19 protein-coding genes, 1 tRNA gene and 2 rRNA genes (1 of these 22 only partly in view) are annotated in these 19,916 nt (G+C 47.4%); 17 read left to right on the forward strand and 5 right to left on the reverse strand.

What is annotated here, in order from left to right; all coding sequences use genetic code 11:
- The 13 genes from L0B52_RS00585 to cydX all read left to right on the forward strand — a co-directional run.
- Positions 1 to 1,436 (forward strand): 23S ribosomal RNA (locus L0B52_RS00585); it begins 1,436 nt to the left of the window's first position.
- A 110-nt stretch (positions 1,437 to 1,546) separates the two neighbouring features.
- Positions 1,547 to 1,662 (forward strand): 5S ribosomal RNA (gene rrf, locus L0B52_RS00590).
- A 378-nt stretch (positions 1,663 to 2,040) separates the two neighbouring features.
- Positions 2,041 to 2,334, forward strand: a complete 294-nt coding sequence (locus L0B52_RS00595) for a helix-hairpin-helix domain-containing protein (protein WP_235064602.1) — start codon at positions 2,041 to 2,043, stop codon at positions 2,332 to 2,334.
- A 141-nt stretch (positions 2,335 to 2,475) separates the two neighbouring features.
- On the forward strand, positions 2,476 to 2,904 hold the full coding sequence (locus tag L0B52_RS00600; RefSeq protein ID WP_235064603.1) for a DUF2147 domain-containing protein: 429 nt from the start codon (positions 2,476 to 2,478) through the stop codon (positions 2,902 to 2,904).
- Between the two features lie 193 nt (positions 2,905 to 3,097).
- The gene (gene yajC, locus L0B52_RS00605; protein WP_235064604.1) at positions 3,098 to 3,457 is read left to right on the forward strand and encodes a preprotein translocase subunit YajC; all 360 of its coding nucleotides are present in this window, start codon (positions 3,098 to 3,100) and stop codon (positions 3,455 to 3,457) included.
- A gap of 72 nt (positions 3,458 to 3,529) precedes the next feature.
- Entirely contained in the window at positions 3,530 to 5,389 is a 1,860-nt protein-coding gene (secD, locus tag L0B52_RS00610; protein ID WP_235064605.1) for a protein translocase subunit SecD, read from the forward strand.
- Between the two features lie 37 nt (positions 5,390 to 5,426).
- Positions 5,427 to 6,317: a protein translocase subunit SecF gene (gene secF, locus L0B52_RS00615; protein WP_235064606.1), complete on the forward strand. Its 891-nt coding sequence runs from the start codon at positions 5,427 to 5,429 to the stop codon at positions 6,315 to 6,317.
- Positions 6,314 to 7,213, forward strand: a complete 900-nt coding sequence (locus tag L0B52_RS00620; RefSeq protein ID WP_235064607.1) for a DMT family transporter — start codon at positions 6,314 to 6,316, stop codon at positions 7,211 to 7,213. The genes secF and L0B52_RS00620 overlap by 4 nt, the downstream gene beginning before the upstream one ends.
- A 110-nt stretch (positions 7,214 to 7,323) precedes the next feature.
- Positions 7,324 to 9,012 (forward strand): thiol reductant ABC exporter subunit CydD, encoded by a 1,689-nt coding sequence (gene cydD / locus L0B52_RS00625; protein WP_235064608.1) that lies wholly within the window; start codon positions 7,324 to 7,326, stop codon positions 9,010 to 9,012.
- Positions 9,005 to 10,666 (forward strand): amino acid ABC transporter ATP-binding/permease protein, encoded by a 1,662-nt coding sequence (locus tag L0B52_RS00630; RefSeq protein WP_235064609.1) that lies wholly within the window; start codon positions 9,005 to 9,007, stop codon positions 10,664 to 10,666. The genes cydD and L0B52_RS00630 overlap by 8 nt, the downstream gene beginning before the upstream one ends.
- Positions 10,667 to 10,767: 101 nt before the next feature.
- Positions 10,768 to 12,312, forward strand: a complete 1,545-nt coding sequence (locus L0B52_RS00635; protein WP_235064610.1) for a cytochrome ubiquinol oxidase subunit I — start codon at positions 10,768 to 10,770, stop codon at positions 12,310 to 12,312.
- Between the two features lie 11 nt (positions 12,313 to 12,323).
- On the forward strand, positions 12,324 to 13,469 hold the full coding sequence (gene cydB, locus L0B52_RS00640) for a cytochrome d ubiquinol oxidase subunit II (RefSeq protein ID WP_235064611.1): 1,146 nt from the start codon (positions 12,324 to 12,326) through the stop codon (positions 13,467 to 13,469).
- An 8-nt stretch (positions 13,470 to 13,477) separates the two neighbouring features.
- Entirely contained in the window at positions 13,478 to 13,597 is a 120-nt protein-coding gene (cydX, locus tag L0B52_RS00645; protein ID WP_235064612.1) for a cytochrome bd-I oxidase subunit CydX, read from the forward strand.
- Positions 13,598 to 13,647: 50 nt separating this feature from the next.
- On the opposite strand, the gene L0B52_RS09665 is transcribed toward cydX, so the two are convergent.
- The 4 genes from L0B52_RS09665 to L0B52_RS00660 form a co-directional block, all read right to left on the reverse strand.
- Positions 13,648 to 13,770 (reverse strand): surface lipoprotein assembly modifier, encoded by a 123-nt coding sequence (locus L0B52_RS09665; RefSeq protein WP_409202295.1) that lies wholly within the window; start codon positions 13,768 to 13,770, stop codon positions 13,648 to 13,650.
- Positions 13,739 to 15,106 carry a surface lipoprotein assembly modifier gene (locus L0B52_RS00650; RefSeq protein ID WP_235064613.1) on the reverse strand — a complete coding sequence of 456 codons (1,368 nt, stop codon included), beginning with the start codon at positions 15,104 to 15,106 and terminating at the stop codon, positions 13,739 to 13,741. Before L0B52_RS00650 ends, L0B52_RS09665 begins: the two co-directional genes overlap by 32 nt.
- Before the next feature lie 75 nt (positions 15,107 to 15,181).
- On the reverse strand, positions 15,182 to 15,967 hold the full coding sequence (locus L0B52_RS00655) for a factor H binding family protein (protein ID WP_235064614.1): 786 nt from the start codon (positions 15,965 to 15,967) through the stop codon (positions 15,182 to 15,184).
- Positions 15,968 to 16,136: 169 nt separating this feature from the next.
- Positions 16,137 to 16,213 (reverse strand) — tRNA-Pro (locus L0B52_RS00660).
- A 36-nt stretch (positions 16,214 to 16,249) separates the two neighbouring features.
- On the opposite strand from L0B52_RS00660, the gene pgeF reads away from it, so the two are divergent.
- From pgeF to L0B52_RS00675, 3 genes are read left to right on the forward strand one after another with little or no spacing between them, the layout of a single operon-like run.
- Complete coding sequence (pgeF, locus tag L0B52_RS00665) at positions 16,250 to 17,011, forward strand: peptidoglycan editing factor PgeF (protein WP_235064615.1); 762 nt, start codon at positions 16,250 to 16,252, stop codon at positions 17,009 to 17,011.
- Complete coding sequence (gene serA / locus L0B52_RS00670; protein WP_235064616.1) at positions 17,008 to 18,222, forward strand: phosphoglycerate dehydrogenase; 1,215 nt, start codon at positions 17,008 to 17,010, stop codon at positions 18,220 to 18,222. Before pgeF ends, serA begins: the two co-directional genes overlap by 4 nt.
- Entirely contained in the window at positions 18,222 to 18,644 is a 423-nt protein-coding gene (locus L0B52_RS00675) for a histidine phosphatase family protein (RefSeq protein WP_235064617.1), read from the forward strand. Before serA ends, L0B52_RS00675 begins: the two co-directional genes overlap by 1 nt.
- Positions 18,645 to 18,647: 3 nt before the next feature.
- Here the strand turns inward: L0B52_RS00675 and L0B52_RS00680 are convergent, their stop codons facing one another.
- Complete coding sequence (locus L0B52_RS00680; RefSeq protein WP_235064618.1) at positions 18,648 to 19,019, reverse strand: YraN family protein; 372 nt, start codon at positions 19,017 to 19,019, stop codon at positions 18,648 to 18,650.
- Positions 19,020 to 19,030: 11 nt separating this feature from the next.
- Here L0B52_RS00680 and rsmI point away from each other — a divergent pair, with 11 nt between their 5' ends.
- Entirely contained in the window at positions 19,031 to 19,867 is an 837-nt protein-coding gene (rsmI, locus tag L0B52_RS00685; protein WP_235064619.1) for a 16S rRNA (cytidine(1402)-2'-O)-methyltransferase, read from the forward strand.
- Positions 19,868 to 19,916 lie beyond the last annotated feature (49 nt).

The following is a 19,916-nucleotide window of genomic DNA, read 5'->3' on the forward strand; positions in this document are numbered from 1 at the left end:
GGATGTGTGTTTAAGCGTGTAGGCTGAGATCTTAGGCAAATCCGGGATCTTAAGGCTGAGGCGTGATGACGAGTCTCTACGGAGACGAAGTAGTTGATGCTATGCTTCCAGGAAAAGCCTCTAAGCTTCAGGTTATTGACAACCGTACCCCAAACCGACACAGGTGGGTGGGATGAGAATTCTAAGGTGCTTGAGAGAACTCGGGTAAAGGAACTCGGCAAAATGATACCGTAACTTCGGGAGAAGGTATGCCCTTTGATGTGAAGGACTTGCTCCGTAAGCATTGGAGGGTCGCAGAGAATAGGCCGCTGCGACTGTTTATCAAAAACACAGCACTGTGCAAACACGTAAGTGGACGTATACGGTGTGACGCCTGCCCGGTGCCGGAAGGTTAAATGATGGGGTGAGAGCTCTTGATTGAAGCCCCGGTAAACGGCGGCCGTAACTATAACGGTCCTAAGGTAGCGAAATTCCTTGTCGGGTAAGTTCCGACCTGCACGAATGGCGTAACGATGGCGGCGCTGTCTCTACCCGAGACTCAGTGAAGTTGAAATCGCAGTGAAGATGCTGTGTACCCGCGGCAAGACGGAAAGACCCCGTGAACCTTCACTACAGCTTGACACTGAACATTGACCTTACTTGTATAGGATAGGTGGGAGGCTATGAAACCGAGACGCTAGTTTTGGTGGAGCCATCCTTGAAATACCACCCTGGTAATGTTGATGTTCTAACGTAGGTCCTGAAACGGGATTGCAGACAGTGTCTGGTGGGTAGTTTGACTGGGGCGGTCTCCTCCTAAAGAGTAACGGAGGAGTGCGAAGGTGGGCTCGGTGCGGTCGGAAATCGCACCAAGAGTGCAAAGGCAGAAGCCCGCTTAACTGCGAGACATACAAGTCGAGCAGATACGAAAGTAGGTCTTAGTGATCCGGTGGTTCCGAATGGAAGGGCCATCGCTCAACGGATAAAAGGTACTCCGGGGATAACAGGCTGATTCCTCCCAAGAGTCCATATCGACGGAGGAGTTTGGCACCTCGATGTCGGCTCATCACATCCTGGGGCTGTAGCAGGTCCCAAGGGTATGGCTGTTCGCCATTTAAAGTGGTACGCGAGCTGGGTTCAGAACGTCGTGAGACAGTTCGGTCCCTATCTGCCGTGGGCGTTGGAGATTTGAAGGAAGCTGTTCTTAGTACGAGAGGACCGGAATGGACGAACCTCTGGTGTACCGGTTGTGATGCCAATTGCATTGCCGGGTAGCTATGTTCGGAAGGGATAACCGCTGAAAGCATCTAAGCGGGAAGCCCCTCCTAAGATAAGATCTCCCTAACGCTATAAGCGTTCTCAAGGTCCGTTGAAGACGACGACGTTGATAGGTCGCCTGTGGAAGTGTGGTAACACATGAAGCTAAGCGATACTAATTGACCGTGAGGCTTGATCATACAACGCTCAAGTTATCTTAAGACGATTTAGAAGAGATATTGAATGTTTCTTGAGTACTGGATGGGAAAACGGAGCTAAGGCTCTATATCCAGTACTGACAACCGGTTTTCCTGATGGCCATAGAGCTGTGGTCCCACCTGAATCCATGCCGAACTCAGTAGTGAAACGCAGCATCGCCGATGGTAGTGTGGGGTCTCCCCATGTGAGAGTAGGTCACCATCAGGGTTTAACACAAGCCCCTAGTAGCAATACTAGGGGCTTTTTTAATGCCTGAGATAAAGATTTATAGGTTTTAATTGCTGTTTTTTTCACCAACATTAATGAAATGTTAGAATAAGAAACCTAATGCTGATGCTGTTTATGCATAAATAAGGTGTGTCTCTTAATTGAAGAATCCAGCGAGAATCGTGTCATTTATGGAGTTTAACTATCTGAATATTAGCCACTATTTGTTATATAAAATATTCACAAGCCAACGATTGATATCTATATACTATTCTAATATAAAAGAAATATTTAAAAATGTATAAATTAGATTTATAGTAAATTATTTTATAATAGGCTTGTGGTATGGCCACATTTCATAAAAATAAGGAGATTATTATGAAATTGAAAAAACTGTTGATCTTATTCGTTGCCTTATTATTATCGGCAGCTTCACTAGCGAAAGTTAATATCAATACCGCAAATGTTGATGAACTTTCTGCCTTATCTGGCATAGGAGAGGCTAAAGCGATGGCGATTATTGACTATCGGGAAGCTAATGGTGATTTTTCTGCTGTTGATGAATTGGTTAATGTCAAAGGCATCGGCCAAGGAACCTTAGATAAATTAAAAGATGACCTGTCCGTTACGGGCAAAACGGATTTATCTGATGTTGAACATTTATCCCAATAATGAGTAAAAGGCTGCGATCTCCGCAGCCTTTTAGACGTTAGATAGGAGATCATTCGTCTTTCAAACATTTGTTGGACATTTCTTAGTGAATGCTTATAATAAACGGTAGCTAACAAGTGGCTTATTTAAAGGAGCATAGGTATGAAAAAACGTTGGTTATTAGGTTTGGGTTCTCTCTTGAGTTCCGCACTTTGGGCAGCTTCGCCGGTTGGTGTTTGGCAAACCTTTGATGAAGATAGCGGTGAGAAAAAGTCCGAAGTGGAGATTATTGAGCTTTCAAGTGGTGAGCTTGCCGGCAAAATTTTGCTGCTAAACCAAAAGCCGGGTGCACTGTGTGTCGAATGTAAGGGCAGCAAGAAAGATCAACCTATCGAAGGGATGACCGTTATTTGGGGTTTGCAACCCGATGGCGAGAATGAATGGACTGATGGTGAAGTGCTCGATCCCGCTAATGGCAAAACGTATAACTTAAAAATCGAGTTATCCGAAGACGGTAATACGATGGATCTACGTGGTTATGTTGGCGTTTCTCTTTTGGGACGGACACAAACCTGGAAGCGTATAAAATAATCTCGTACGTCAATGATCTAATAAATCCGCCTTAATGGCGGATTTTTAGTTTTAGAAAGAAAACACAATGCTTTATGATGTGTGACGTGTGGATTTTTTTGCGCAGCGACGCAAAGATAATATATGGTCACAGCACAGAAGAATGGTTTATTTTGCGTTATAATGCACGCTTTATTTTGATTAGGAGGAAACGATGTTATTTATTCAATCAGCTTATGCTCAAGATGCGGCAGCACCTGCTGGCGGCGGTATGATTCAATTGGTTCTAATGGTTGGCCTGTTTGCGATTATTTGGTTTTTGATGATTCGCCCTCAGCAAAAGCGCATGAAAGAACATAAAAAAATGGTAGAAGCCTTAGCTAAAGGCGATGAAGTGATTACTGGTGGTGGTTTGATGGGGCGTGTGATTGCGCTTGACGGTCAAGCAATCGATTTAGAAATTGCCAAGAATACGGTTGTTCGCCTGCAGCGTAACTTTGTTACCCAGGTTTTGCCTAAAGGCAGCTTGAAAGGCGCGTTGACTAGCGAAGTTGCGGAAGCTAGCGAAGAATAATTGCCATTGCCGCACTTAGTGCGGCTTCATTTCGTAGGAGCTTGCTCCTGCCTGATTTTTGTGGAATAACCCATGCCTAAACCTTTTGCCCTTTGGAAATATGCCCTGATTGCGGTGGTATTGGCTGCGGGGCTGATTTTTGCTTTACCGAATTGGTATGGCAAATCGCCCGCTGTACAAATGCAGTTTGAATCGTTGGACGTGGCGAGTGCCGCTGCAACTGAAGTAAACAATGCGCTTGCTGAGGCTAATTTAAACCCGGTTCGCTGGGAACAAAAAGATAAGAGTCTGAATTTGCTGTTTGCCGATACGGACCAGCAAATTGCCGCCAAAGACCTATTAACACCAGCTTATCCTGATGCTGTGGTGGCGATTAACTTACTCTCTGATGCGCCGCAATGGATGCAATCGTTCGGTTTGGATCCGATGAGCCTGGGCCTGGATTTACGCGGCGGGGTATCTTTCCTGCTGCAAGTCGATACTCAGCAATTATTCGAACGTAAGAGCGCCGAGCTTATTGATCTGACGACGTCAACGTTAAGTGATCAAGGGTTGTCTTATCTGCGCGCTGAGGCGAGTGAGCAAGGTGGGGCATTGCTATTATTTGCCAGTGAAGATGAACGTAATGCTGCTCAAGATGCGATTTTTAGCATTGTGCCGAATACGGTTGAGCGCTTAAATACCACCCAACAGGGGCAATACGGCATACAACTACGCTACACTGACGAAGGGATTGCTGCGGCGAAACGTAAAGCAGCTGAACAAAACCGCATGCAAATGTCTGGGCGTGTTGATAGTTTAGGGGTTGCAGAGCCATCGATCCAAGTGGTTGGCGATGATCGGGTATTAATCCAGTTGCCAGGGATTCAAGATGTTGCTGCGGCGAAAGAGATACTTGGTTCAACCGCAACCCTAGAGTTTTATTTAGTCGACGAAAAAGGCGATGTTAACCAAGCTGTACGTAGTGGCCGTGCGCCTTTTGGTACCAAACTCGCCTATTTTGAAGACGGACAACCCATACTACTCAAGCGTCGGGTGATAATGAGTGGTGAGCATATTGTTGACGCGAGTGCGAGTTACGGGCAAGAAGGGTTGCCGCAAGTCAATGTGGTGCTCGATTCTGCCGGTGGCGCGATTATGTCGAACGTGACCCGCGATAATATCAATAAGCCGATGGCGACGATGTACGTTGAGTTTGTCCCGGAAACGGTAGCTGGTGAGGATGGCGAGACAACCACGCAAATGAGTAAACGCGAGTTCGTGGTTAATTCAGCGACCATTCGTGGCCAATTCTCAAAGAATTTCCAGATTACCGGGGTGGAACCGATCACGCGTGCACGTAAACTTGCGGCAACACTGCGTGCTGGTTCGTTAACCACGCCAGTGTATATCGTTGAAGAGCGAACAATTGGCCCGAGCGCGGGTAAGCAAAATATCGAACAAGGTACACAAGCCTCTATTCTGGGTTTGTTACTGGTGGCGGTCTTTATGCTCCTTTATTACCGCAAACTCGGTGTTTTCGCCGATATTGCGCTAACCGCGAATATCATTTTGTTGATTGCGCTGATGTCGGTACTTGGTGCAACGCTAACTTTGCCAGGGATTGCCGGGATTATCTTAACCCTTGGGATGGCGGTTGATGCCAACGTGCTGATTTATGAGCGTATTCGTGAAGAGCTTCATAGTGGCCTGGCGGTGCGTGAGGCGGTACGTAGTGGTTTTGACAATGCGTTTTCAACCATTGTTGATGCGAACGTAACGACGTTAATCGTCGCGATATTGCTGTTTAGCTTTGGTGCAGGTCCAATTAAAGGCTTTGCGGTGACGTTATCAGTTGGGGTGCTTACCTCAATGTTTTCTGCGATTTATGTCACACGTGCACTCATTGAGTGGTTCTTGCTGCGTCGTGAGCAGCCGAAGTTGAAGATGTGAGGCAGCCATGAGATTGAAACTTCCTTTTATAAACTTTATGAACCACGCCAACAAAGGGCTGTGGTTCTCATTGGCGCTGACAACGACTTGTGTGGTGCTGATTTTCTTGCGTGGCTTTAACTTTGGCTTAGAGTTTACTGGTGGGGCGACGATTGAGTTAAATTACCCACAGGTGGCTAATATTGCTGAAATTCGTCAAACAGTGGATCAGATTCACCCCGATGCCAGTGTGGTGCAATACGGTTCGTCGCGCGATGTGCAAATCCGTTTTGCCGAGAAAGAAGGGATCAGCAGCGATGACATGATGGGTGATATTGTTGCTGAGTTGCGTAGTGCTGAGCCTGAGGTTCGTTTGGTTGGCCAATCCAAAATCGGTGGTCAATATAAAACAGAGCTAATTGAAAAAGGGATTACCGCATTTATTTTTGCCACCATCGGGATGATTTTATACTTGAGTTTACGTTTTGAGTGGAAATTCGCCGTGGGCGCTGTACTTGCGCAGGTGCATGACGTGATTGTGACCGCTGGGTTGTTTGCGCTCACCCAATGGACGTTTGACCTAACAGTACTTGCTGCATTGCTCGCGGTGTTAGGTTATTCAGTCAACGATACGGTGGTGGTTTATGACCGTATTCGTGAGAATTTCCGCAATCATGGCAATGAAACACCGCGCTCGTTGATTGATCTCTCGATTAACCAAACTCTTGCACGTACTGTTGTTACCGGTTTAACGACGCTACTTGCCGTCGTCGCGCTGCTTATTTTTGGTGGTGAAACCCTATTTGGTTTTTCAGCGGCAATGATTTTCGGGGTCGTCTTTGGTACGTATTCATCGATTTTTGTGGCGAGTTCTCTGGTCGATCGTCTCGGCGTGAAACACGTCGATTTATTGCCTAAAGAAAAAGAAGCGGTTGATGAACTTCCATGACGCAATCTTTTAACCGTGGACACTTGGCGCTGCTATCAACAGCAGCGCTCTTTGGTTTGGCGTTTATTTTTCAACGCCATGCTGCCCAACATGTCGCGCCTTTGTGGTTTATGAGTTGGCGCTTTAGTCTAGGTACGATTGCTTTAGGTATTTTTTGGTGGTGGCTACACCGTCGCAATCCACGTGGCGATTATGGCCGCTGGGTCTTTTATGGCACAGTCAGTGGGTTGTTGATGTTTGCCGGTATGATGGCCCAGCAATGGGGACTGGCGCATACCACCGCTGGTAAATCAGGGTTTTTAACCGGCCTATATGTGGTGCTGGTGCCAATCATTGGCTTGCTGTTTGGACTGCGTGCGGGTAAAGCAACCGCACTAGCGGTACTTTTGGCCGCTGTAGGACTCTATTTCTTTGCCGATATTCGTAGCGCTAGCAGTGCGCTTAATTGGAATATTGGTGATAGCGTTACCCTGCTCGGAACGTTGTGTTGGGCGCTACAAGTGCTATGGACAGCGGTTGCGGTGCGCCATAGCGATGTACTGGCTTTTTCATTAATGCAGTTACTGGTGGTGGCTATACTCAGCATTCTCGGCAGTATCGCCCAGGAAGGGGTGATCGTGCTGTTTTCAAGCGAACTGTTAGGCATCACTTTTTGGGATATCGTCTTTACCGGGATTGGTTCTTCAGCAATCGCCTTTTTCTTGCAAGCCGTCGGCCAGCGACGTGTGCTGGCAACCCATGCAGCGATCATCTTGTCATTAGAGGCTGTTTTTGCCTTACTCTTCGGTTGGTTTTTCTTACATGAAGCGGTTACTATGATGATGCTCTTTGGCTGTGCGTTCATGTTTGCTGCAATGCTCAGCGCACAGTTTGACGATCTGGGCAGTCACTCTTAACGAACCGACATTAGCCTGTGCTGGGCAACATTGTTATCTTATGGTGGTCAATGGCTGCTTTTATACGCTAAGCCGCCATTGACTGATATTTTGCTGACTTTGTTGATCTCATGACCTCGATACGCGCACAATTAACCAGTCTATTACACCCTCAGCGCCGCCAGCTGCATGTAGCACTTGGGTTAGGCTTATTAAGCGCTGTGGTGATGATCATCAACAATGCGCTACTGGCAACACTTTTTGCGCGCTGGCTACAGCTTTCCGCTGGCAGTGGCCAACCTCAAGCCTATCAAGCAGCCTTCTTGGCGCTCATACCTTTTATCGCATTGTGTGTTTTATTACGCCCGATGTTAACTTGGCTTAAAGAGCACTTGTTGCAACAGGTGAGTTTGACAGTCCGTCAATCACTACGTGTACGTTTATTAGCCGCACTGGCAACGCTTGGTCCTGCCCGGCGTTATTTAGGTAGCGATGGAGAGTTATCGAGCCAGGTGATTGATCAGGTTGATGGGCTCGATGGCTACATCAGTCGCTATTATGTGCAGCAGCGTTTGGTGGTGTTTGTTCCATTAATGATTGTTGCGGCGGTGAGTTGGTACAGTGTGTTGGCGGCTGTTTTGCTTTTATTAACAGCGCCACTAGTGCCACTATTTATGGTGCTATTAGGACGCGCTGCGGCGAATAAGAACCGTGCGCAGTTTCAAGCGTTGGCGCGCCTAAGTGGTCAATACCTGGATTGGTTGCGTGGGCTGCCGACCTTACGGCGTTTACAGGCTGTTGGGCAAGTGCAACACAGTATCAATGAGGGTGCGCAGCATTATCGTCAGCGCACAATGGCGGTGTTGCGGTTAGCGTTTCTATCTTCAGCAGTGTTGGAATTATTTGCTGCTTTATCGATCGCCTTGGTCGCGGTCTATCTTGGTTTAGGATTGATTGGCGTTTTACCTTGGGCAAAAGGCGATGTGCCGGTTGCTTATCAAGGTGCGCTGTTTATCTTGTTATTAGCGCCAGAATTTTACCAACCCTTACGTCAATTAGGCGCTGATTATCACGATAAAGCAAAGGCGGAAGCAGCGATTGAGGCATTATCCCCTTTATTAGCGCTAGATTTAGCAGAAGATGGTGGTGAAAAAAGCGTCTTAAACTCATCACCTGGCATCATCGTAGATAATTTGTCGATGGTTGCACCAGATGGTCGCACACGCCTACATACCTGCAGTTTTACGGTAAAACCTGGTGAGCGAATTGCGCTAAGTGGGGCGAGTGGGGTTGGGAAATCGAGTGTATTACAAGCGTTGCTCGGCTTTGCGCCTTATAGCGGGGAGATTGTTATTGGCGGTCATTCACTCGCCAATCTCAATAAAACGCATTGGCGTAGCTATGTCGCTTATTTAGCACAACAGGCGCCAATTATGCCGATAAGTATCGCAGAAAACTTACGACTTGCTGCAGCGCAGGCTAGTGATGCACAATTAAACGATGTCTTAGAACAGGTTGGTTTGTTAGGCGTTGTACAGGCTTTACCACAAGGAATAGAGACGCCATTAGGCGAGCGTGGTCAAGGTTTATCGGGTGGGCAATTACAGCGTTTGGCGCTGGCACAACTGCTGTTGCGTAATACGCCAATCTGGTTGCTTGATGAACCCACTGCCCATCTCGATCCGTCAATGGCAGTACAAATCTTGGCGCTCATTGGTAAGCTTAGCGTGGGCAAAACGCTCATACTGGTTAGTCATGACGCGCAACAGGCTACTTGGTTAGATCGTGTACACCATCTTGTGGAGCGTGATCGTGAATAAGCGCTTATTTGACGCTCAAGGACGACTCTCATTAGTTGGATTGTGGCGCACGCGTCGGCGAGCCTGGTTGCTGGCATTCCTCATAGGATTATCGGCACTACTTGCCAGCGTCGGTTTGCTCGCGTTATCGGGTTGGTTTATCAGCGCGGCTGGATTAGCCGGAGTTGTTGCATTGAGTACAGCGTATACTTTTAACTACTTTACTCCAGCCGCGATCATCCGATTTTTAGCGATTGTGCGTACGGTAGGGCGTTATGGCGAACGACTGGCCTCACACAATGCGGCGTTGGCTGTTCTTGCTGATTTGCGCGCTGGTCTGTTTGCACGCCTGGCAGGTAGCACCAAACCTAGCGTATTACGCAGCGAGCAACACATGCATCGCCTGACCACGGATATTGATACACTGAATGAATGGCCACTCGCCTTATTATTGCCGTGGCTGTGGGGCGTGTGTTTTATCGTGATCTGGTTGGTGGTGCTGCTGTGGGTCGCACCGAGCTTACTTTTATGGACGCTACCCCCTTTGCTACTGGCTGGGGTATTCCTTCCATTAGTGGGTCTAAGTTTAGGCATGGTTTCTGCGCGCAGACAAGCAGAGTACGCAGAACAGCGGCGACTGGCGTTATTAAACCCACTGAGCTGCTTAACTGCCTTGCTACAGTGGGGGCGTTGGCAAGAATATGCAAACCATTTCCGCACACAAGATCAGCGCCATAACGAAGAACTGCTGCGGGCACAACACTGGGCATCAGCGTTACAAATGTTGCAACAGTTTGCTTTGGCGAGTGTGTTCATTATATTGCTTTATCGCGGTGGACTACTGCTGAGTACGGATGATTTGAGTGTCGCTTGGTTGTTGGCACTCATCCTGGCTGTTTTTGGGCTGGCGGAAATATTGTTGCCACTTAGTGCAAAAATGCAAGCTTTGGGCAATACGACGGCTGCAAGAGAGCGCTTAAATGCCCTATTGCCGAAAGCAGGCGCTAGTGAGAAGCCGCAGCGTTACATGCTGCCAACAAAAGATTTAGCCCTTACATTGAATCAGTTGAGCGCACGTCAACCACAAGCACTGAGTGGGCCGAATGATATCAGCGTTGCGTTACACTCAGGTGAGGTATTAATCATCCAAGGTCCGTCGGGTGCTGGTAAAACGACTTTACTTCAGGTGCTTGCTGGTGAGTTAGACCGCTGCGCTGGATCGATGTTCGTCAATAACCAACCTTATGAATACTATGATTGGACAGGGAAAATTGGCTATTTAACCCAGTACTGGGATGTGTTTGATCTCACGCTTGCAGAAAATCTGCGCTTAGGTCATGCCGATGCAGATGATCAATCGCTTGAGTACGTGTTAGCGCAGGTAGGTTTACTTGAATGGGCGCAGGCACAACCTCAAGGGCTGAATACACCATTAGGTGAATATGGTGCAGCGGTTTCTGGTGGACAGGCGCGACGGATTGCGTTGGCAAGGCTACTGCTTAAACCGTACCCACTGCTGTTGCTTGATGAACCTTTTGCCGGACTTGATCCTCGGCAACGACAGAGGGTTTATGAACAGCTCCGCAGCCATCAACGACACGGACTTTTGGTGATCGTTAGTCATCACCCGCTTGATTGGGGTGACGGGGTGAAAATGATTAACGTTACGCCATAAATAGATCATTGTCTTACTAAAGATTGTTATTCATATATATAAAAAGTAATATGTATTAACTCACCTTGAGCCATCTTTTTTACGCACTATCGGGGCTGGTTATGGATTTCATTGAACTCTCGCGCCTGCAATTCGCGCTCACCGCGTTGTATCATTTTCTTTTTGTACCACTCACTTTGGGCTTGAGCTGGATTCTGGTGATTATGGAGTCGGTGTATGTAATGACCGGCAAAGTTATCTACCGCGACATGACCCAGTTCTGGGGTAAACTGTTCGGGATTAACTTCGTCCTTGGTGTAACCACCGGTCTGACCATGGAGTTTCAATTTGGCACCAACTGGTCGTATTATTCATCGTATGTCGGCGATATCTTCGGTGCACCACTGGCCATCGAAGGGTTGATGGCGTTTTTCCTCGAAGCCACTTTTGTTGGTTTGTTCTTCTTTGGTTGGGATAGATTGTCGCGCCGCCAGCATTTAGTGATCACGATGTTGGTCGCTCTGGGCACGAATTTATCGGCGGTGTGGATTCTGGTGGCCAATGGCTGGATGCAAAACCCGATTGGTGCGGCATTTAACCCAGAGACCATGCGTATGGAGATGACCAGCTTTGCTGAGGTGGTTTTTAACCCTGAGGCGCAAAATAAGTTTGTGCACACCGTTTCGGCCGGTTATGTTTGTGCGTCGATGTTCGTTTTATCGGTTTCCTCGTATTACTTACTGCGTCGGCGCAATGTGGCGTTTGCCAAGAAAAGTTTTCGTATAGGCGCCGCATTTGGTCTGGCCTCAATTTTATCGGTGATTGTGCTGGGCGATGAATCAGGCTACAGCATCGGTAAAGCACAACAAACCAAAATTGCCACACTGGAAGCGATGTGGGAAACCGAGCCGCCACCAGCAGCATTCAACCTGTTTGCCATTCCCAATGAAGCAGAGATGAAGAATGATTTTGCTATTTCTATTCCATGGTTGATGGGGATTATCGGCACACGTTCGCTGGATACGCCGATTCCAGGAATTAAAGAAATTATCGAGTTTAATGAACAACGCATTCGCAATGGACAAAAGGCGGTGGTGGCTTTAGATCGTTTGCGCGAAGATCGCAGTGATTCGCAAGCTAAGGAACAACTGGCTGCATACCAAGAAGATCTTGGCTTTGGTTTATTGTTGAAATCCTATGTTGACGATGTATCGCAGGCTAGTGACGCGGATATAGCACTTGCAGCAAGACAGTCTGTGCCACGAGTGGCGCCGATGTTTTGGACGTTCCGCATTATGGTCGTGCTAGGCTTTGTGATGTTGTTACTCATTTTTTGGGCATTTTTGAACTCGGTAAAAGGGCGTTTTACCAGTCGTCCACGAATGCTACGAACGTTGCTTTGGTCCTTGCCACTACCGTGGATTGCTATTGAATGTGGTTGGTTTGTCGCTGAATATGGGCGACAACCGTGGACGGTCTATGGCGTTCTGCCGACACCACTATCCGCATCATCGCTATCTGAAGCCACACTATGGGGTTCGATGGCTGGGTTTATTGGTTTTTATACGATTCTCGCGATTGTTGAAATCTATCTAATGCAGCGTTTTATCCGCCAAGGTCCCGGTAGCTTGGGTACTGGGCGTTATGACCGCGAAGCACATCATTAAAGGAGCAGAACATGGAATTCTTTGATTATCCGACGATGAAAGTGATTTGGTGGTTGTTGATTGGTGCCTTGTTGATAGGTTTTGCGATCATGGATGGTCACGATATGGGGATTGGCAGTTTGTTGCCGTTTGTTGGTAAAACCGATAGTGAGCGACGGGTGATTATCAACAGCATCGGGGTACACTGGGAAGGCAATCAAGTGTGGTTTATTACCGGTGGGGGTGCGATTTTTGCCGCATTACCACTGGTTTACGCCAGCGCATTTTCCGGCTTTTATTGGGCGATGCTTGCTGTGCTGTGGGCGCTATTTTTCCGCCCGGTAGGGTTTAAGTATCGCAGCATGATTCAACATGACTTATGGCGGCGAACCTGGGATTGGTTGCTGTTTGTTGGCTCGTTTGTACCGGCGTTGATTTTTGGCGTGGCGATGGGTAATTTACTGCTCGGTGTCCCGTTTCATTTTGATAACGACCTGCGCTCATTTTATACCGGATCGTTTTGGGCATTACTCAACCCGTTTGCGTTGCTCTGTGGTGTCGTTTCTGCGGCAATGCTGGTGTTTCACGGTGGTATTTATCTGATGCATCGCACTGAAGATGCGGTCTACGCGCGTACGCGGCAGACTCTCGTCTATAGCGCGGCAGCCACTTTAATTGCTTTTACGCTTGCCGGTCTATGGGTGGCTTTTGTCCTGCAAGGCTATGTGATTACTTCGATGATTGATCCAGCAATGGCGCCTGATCCACTCACAAAAGCGGTCACCAGGGCCGGCGGCGCGTGGCTCAATAATTATCAACATTATCCGCTGACCATCTCGGTGCCGCTGTTGGGTTATTTGGGGATTCTCGCGGCGCTGTTTTTAGCGCGTACCGGACGTACCTTGCTCGGCTTTGTGTGTTCATCGTTTGGGCTGCTCGGGATTATCGGCACAGTGGGTGTCTCGATGTTCCCATTTATTATGCCTTCGAGCAGTGACCCAGGTTCGAGCCTGACCGTCTGGGATAGTACATCGAGCCATTTAACCTTGACGATCATGCTGGTGGTCACGGTAATATTTTTACCGATTGTCACAATATATACCGGCTGGGCGTTTGCTGTGATGCGTGGCAAAGTCACTGAAGCGTATATTCGTGAAAACGAACATCAATCCTATTAGGAGGAGATATGTGGTATTTTTCCTGGATTTTAGGCTTGGGTTTTGCGGTGATGCTCGCCATTTTGAACGCACTGTGGGGCGAATTCGAACAAGACCGAATCGATCGCTTTGACGAGCCTGAAGAATAAAAATGCGCGGTTCAATATGGCTTTTTCTGGCCTCTGATACATCGCGATGATTAAAATGTTTTCGTGAACGAAAGATAGCTTTGCCAACGATCGCGGCTATAAAATGCTGGCATATTGCTGTCTATGTTTAGATAACTCACATTAATTTTTGGGGTGATGCCTTGCCAGTGCAAAGCGCGATGCCAAACGGTGAGTATAGCTTGGTATTCTTGATCCTGACGCCGAAAATCGTAACCGCTCCAAAAAACAGTGAATGGGTCTGGTTTTTTCTAGAAAATTACGCTGGGCATAACGCAGATTGGCATTTGTGCTTAACCCACCAGACCATTCTTGTGACCAACCAAGACGGACGCCATAGCGCCAGGAAGACGCTTCTTTCGCCTGTAGGTCGTCATAAAGAAGATCCACGCCACCATAGATGATGCTGGAGGCAGAGAACAAATACGCGCTGGTGAGGCTTAGTTCCTGGCTATTGCCTGCAAAGCGAGCGTTCGTATCATCATCGTAATTCTTATGTGTCAATGTATAACGGCCAATCCATTGCTGGTGGGGTGTTATCCAAGCGCCATATTCCAAAGAGGCACCGCTTAGAGTACTGTAAAATTCACCGCCCAAGCGATTGCGCTCGATGAATGGTGAAATCTTGAACCATTGATCAATGGTTTGGTATTGATAGCCGGCGGATAGGTGAAAGGTTTGTTCGCGATAATCTGCCTGTTTGTGGTAGTACGTATCACTAAAGTCTAAATTCAGGTGGGCATAATGATTGCCTGCAATATTAAAATTGCGTTCTGCACCAATAAAATAACGTAGCCCTGTGCCGCTTTTAGGCATGGATTCATCATTTTTACGTGCGCCATTGCTCAAAACACGAACTGGAGAAGCGTTATTGATGTTGTTATTGTGCAGGTATTCGATATTTACGTTGCTCTGCCAGCGACTTTGCCGTTCGATACGCTCAAGATGCACATTAGCAATCGCTCGCATCTCTTCGCTGATTTCATTTGCCCTCAAGCGCTGAAATTGATCTTTGGCTGCAGCAAATTGTTTGTCCTCATAAAGCATGATTGCTAAATCCAGGCGTACATTGCTCAATTCGGGTGCTTTGGCAATAATTCGGCGGTAGGCAGTGATGGCTGATTTCTGCCGACCTTCTTGTCTGTGCAGAGCGCCTTGTGCATAATCTAGGAGAACAGGATCATAGCCCTGTATTTGTGGGTAGATAGCTAATAATGCAGTAAGCAATGGCCATTGTTGTTGTCGTAATGCCTGGTTAATCAGTTCTTCGGCTAAAGGTAAATTATTGCGTATGTCTTGCTCGTTGATGGATGTTGCGTTGTTTTGCGTGGGTGATTGCTGTGATGAATCGGCAATGGATTGATATGGCAGATCATCAACTGCCCAAAGGTTATCTTGTTGAAAATGAGGCGTTGATGGGATGGGGATGGTAGTTTGCGCAATGCCGTTCATACTGAACAACAATACATTGAGTAATAGGAGCGTTCTCATGATTGCAGGAATATGGCTTTAGAAGGTGAAAAAACCACCTTGATATTACTCAAGGTGGTATGGGTCAAATTAAGGTTATTCCGTTGTTTTTGTCTTCGTTTCCCCTGCAAAACTGACATCCACATATTCCCCTGTATTTTTATAGGTATATGCTGAACCGACAATTTCTTCGGCATTGGGTCCCATAAATCTAAGTGAGTATGTATCACCAATACTACCACTAAGATCAGTAAAAGAAGCGGCACCACTTATCTTAGGATGGCTGTAGTCTGAAGGGCTATTTAGATTGATTTTACCTTCTTGTAAGACTACTGTTCCTACATCGGTTAACCCTTCTATTTTCCCCGATCCGGTTTTCTCTTTGAAATCTACTTGATAGCTAAGGCGTCCATTATTGTGCCTGCCATCAAAAGCAATTCCTTGATAATTGAATTTTCCTTCTGAAGGTATATTTTCTTTAGGTGTATATGAATTGGACTCTCCATAAGTACGATATTCATCACTTGATTCAGTAGTCCCATTTATAAGATCTATCTTTTTATCAGCCAAGAGACCATAGATGGCAGAGTAGTTTTGCTTATAGATAAGCAGCGTACCTCTAAGTTCTTCTTCTTTTCCTGCCAAGACAGAATCTGTGAATTTATGTACCTCTTGTTGTGATAGTTTAGAAATATCGATGGGTTTTCCAACCTCATATACTTCGCCATCCAATGTGATGCGATAGTCATCATTAGTAATCTGTATCTTATTTGTCGGTTTATTGCTTACTTGCGGGATATCATTGATGTTTGAAGATCCACCGCCTCCGCAGGCAGTCAGTACAATGGCCATAGCAATAGTTAAGGTAAGATGTTGACGCATCAAGTTCTCCGTATTTTTTATTAAATGTTTATTAGAAAATGATAAAAATATGCTCTTATCATAATTTGCGAAATATCTGGGAATCTCGCTAGCTTTACTATATGATTGCGACTTTCGCGCTAAGGAAGAGCTGTAGTTACAAAAAATGCTAGCAAATTTGTGTAGAAAATGGTCGGGGGGACAGGATTTGAACCTGCGACCCCTTGCACCCCATGCAAGTGCGCTACCAGGCTGCGCTACACCCCGAACCAAGGCGGCGCATTATAGCGGGTTTTAGGGAAGATGCAAGTTAACGAAAATCCAACATTTTATGTGTCAGCTGATTGGTCTTTAGCTGGTGTTACAGCAGGTTCGAGCAAGACACCATACCCACAAGCAGCACGTGGATTCACCCTGGCCAAGCATGCCGATTGTGGCTCAGATCAAGTGCGTGATAATCGACTTACATTGTTAAAATGTATTGGCGCAAGTGGGCGCACGGCGATGTGGCTGTCACAAACCCATTCAGCTACCGTGATACACGATCATGAGTATTATCCGGGTATTGAAGCCGATGCAGCGATTAGCCGTGATCCAATGATGATGCCGGTGGTGCTCACCGCAGATTGTGTGCCGATTATTCTTGCGGATACGAATCAACGCGTTGTTGCAGCCATTCATGCTGGCTGGCAAGGATTATTTAAAAAAATCATTGGCAACACGGTTACCGAGATGAATGTTGATCCTGCTTCGCTTTCTGCGTGGATTGGCCCGTGTATCAGTCAGCAGCATTATGAAATTGATGAGGCATTTTATCAGCGCTTTGTCATGCTCGATCCATATAATAGCACCTTTTTTACAGCCAGCCGCGCTGGCCATTATTTGGCTGATTTGGTTGGCATCACGCGTCGGCAACTACGCGAATGTGGCCTTGATGCGTCACATATTCACGGCGGTACGACTTGTACTTATGCCGATGCGGGTTATTTTTCGTATCGACGCGATAGCGCACAATCTGGGCGGATTGCGAATTTTATCTTTTTAGAGCAAAAGGGAACAGTATGAATAATAAGCAGGTACGGATTGCGTTATTGGAAAATATTCACACCAACGCAGTGACCGCACTCAAGCAATCTGGGTTTAGCGATGTTGAGTTGCTTGATACAGCTTTAGAAGAAGAGGCGCTGGCGGCAAAACTTGCTGAGGTCGATGTGATTGGAATTCGTTCGCGAACACAATTAACCCAGGCTGTGCTCGAAAAAGCTTCGCATCTTAAAGCGATAGGGTGTTTTTGTATTGGTACCAATCAGGTGGATGTTGATACCGCGCAGCGTTTAGGTATTCCGGTGTTTAATGCACCGTATTCGAATACCCGTTCCGTTGCTGAGTTAGTGATTTGCGAAATCATCGCCTTATTGCGTGGCTTGGTGAGTAAAAGTAATGCGGTGCATCGTGGTACATGGCCAAAACAGGCACGTGGTGCGTATGAAGCGCGCGGTAAAACGCTCGGTATTATTGGCTATGGCAACATCGGTGCACAGCTTTCAGTGCTTGCAGAAAGTCTCGGGATGAAGGTGATTTATCACGATATTGTGACCAAGCTGCCGTTGGGCAATGCCAAGCAGGTAGAAGGCTTAGATGAGCTTTTGGCACAAAGTGATGTGGTGAGTCTGCATGTGCCACAACTGCCGAGCACTAAAGACTTGATTACTGCGCGCGAGTTGTATTTGATGCGCAAAGGCTCGGTACTGATTAATGCCGCGCGCGGCCATTGTGTGGTGATTGATGATTTAGCGGAAGCGCTGCGTAGCGAACATTTAGCAGGTGCGGCGATTGACGTGTTCCCAACCGAGCCAAAAAGTAACACGGAGGCGCTCGACAGTCCGTTATGTGGCTTGGAAAACGTGATTCTAACCCCGCATGTTGGCGGCTCGACTATGGAAGCACAGGCCAATATTGGTTTGGAAGTCGCGGAGAAATTCTCGCAATTTATTGATAAGGGTACGACTGTTGGTGCGGTGAATTTTCCTGAAATTGCCCTGCCAAAACGTGACGATACGCACCGTTTATTGCATGTTCACCATAACCGCCCGGGCGTGCTTTCAGCGATTAACCAGCTTTTTGCCGTACATAACATCAATATTGCTGCGCAAAGCTTGCTGACCAAAGGTGAGATTGGTTATTTGGTGATGGATGTTGATCAAAGCGATGCTGAAGTTGCTTTAGAACAGATCCGAGGGATTGACGGCACGATTCGCGTGCGTTTACTCTATTGATGAATACTTGGATTTTATGGCGTCACGCGGAAGCAGGCTTTGCGGGTGATGATTTGGCGCGACCGTTAACTGAGCGTGGTTGGCGGCAGGCTGAAGACAGCGCGCTGTGGTTGCACGAGCAAGGTTATGAATTGCCGATAGTTTGCTCTGAAGCCACGCGCGCGCAACAAACTGCGAATACCTACGCCTCTCCTAGTGCGACATTATCAGGCTTAAATCCTGATGGACCGCAGGATGATGTGTGGGCCGCATTGCGTGCTTTAACCGGACAAGACGTGATTATTGTTGGACATATGCCGTGGATTAGCGAAGTGATCGCCGCGTTGTGTGATGGGCGTCCGCAAGCGGTCGGTTTAAGTCAGGTGATTGTTCTGCAAGGCGCGGATCAGCAGTGGCAAAAAGTGATCAGTTATCGCGAGTGATGATTACATCACGCCTTTAAGCCATTGAATATCAGCTTTGCGGCCGTCTATCTCGATACACACCGCATCAAAGCGACACGGTGGCGGGTTATTGCCAAACTGTTTTTGTAGATAATCTGCGGCGCTGTTATGCCATTTACGCTGCTTGGTTGGCGTGATGGATGCTGCAGCGCTGACCTGATTGCCAGCCTTGCGTGTGCGGACTTCAATAAACACCACCGTATCACCGTCTTGGGCAATCAAATCGATCTCACCGTATCGACTGCGCACATTGTTTGCTAGTATAGCCAGGCCGTGTTTACGTAAATAACCTGCGGCGAGTCGTTCGCCGTGTTGACCACGTTGTAAGTGCTCGGCAATTTTAGAAAAAAGCATAAGGAGTGTCCGTGTCTGGAACGTTGTATATTGTTGCCACACCCATCGGTCATTTACAAGACTTCTCGGCGCGTGCACTCGATATTTTACATCAAGTGGATGTGATTGCCTGTGAAGATACCCGGCATTCACGACGGCTTTTAGAGAGTTATGGGATCGACCAACCGTTATTGGCGCTACACCAGCATAATGAACATAGCGCCGCTTCAGGCTTACTTAACCGCTTAAAAGAGGGCGGCGATGTTGCATTAATCAGCGATGCTGGAACACCGCTGATTAGTGATCCCGGGCAATGGCTCACCCAGGCAGCACTCGCAGAAGGGGTTCGCGTTTCGCCAATTCCTGGCGCAAGTAGTGTGATGGCAGCTTTATCAGTGAGTGGACTGCCGGCTGATCAGTTTGTCTTTGCTGGCTTTGTGCCGAGTAAGAAAGGCGAACGCGAGCGTTTTATCGCTGATTTTGCGGCTTCATCACTCACTACAGTGATGTTTGAAACGCCACACCGTATCGCGGCAACGTTGGCTGAATTGGCTAAGCAACTTAACGGGCAGCGCGAATTAGTGATTGCCAGAGAGTTGACCAAACAGTTTGAACAAATCGTGCGCCTGCCTTTGGCTGAAGCCGAAGCGTGGCTTGCTGAAGACAGTAATCGCAGTCGCGGTGAGTTTGTGTTGCTGCTTGCCGGCTGTTCAGGTGAACAGGTTGAAGAGGCTCAGTGGCAGGCGATGGCCGATGATTTTCACCATGCAGGATTATCCGATAAAGACAATGCGGCGTTAGTGGCGAAATACTGTAGCGTTAAGAAGAAAAAGGTCTATCAATATTTGCTCGACATATTTCGTCAGTGAGTCTGATGATTTCAGTTAAAGAATGGTTGACAATGGCGCGTAGTGTCCG

This window comes from Suttonella sp. R2A3, assembly GCF_021513215.1.
Lineage (GTDB): Bacteria > Pseudomonadota > Gammaproteobacteria > Cardiobacteriales > Cardiobacteriaceae > JAHUUI01.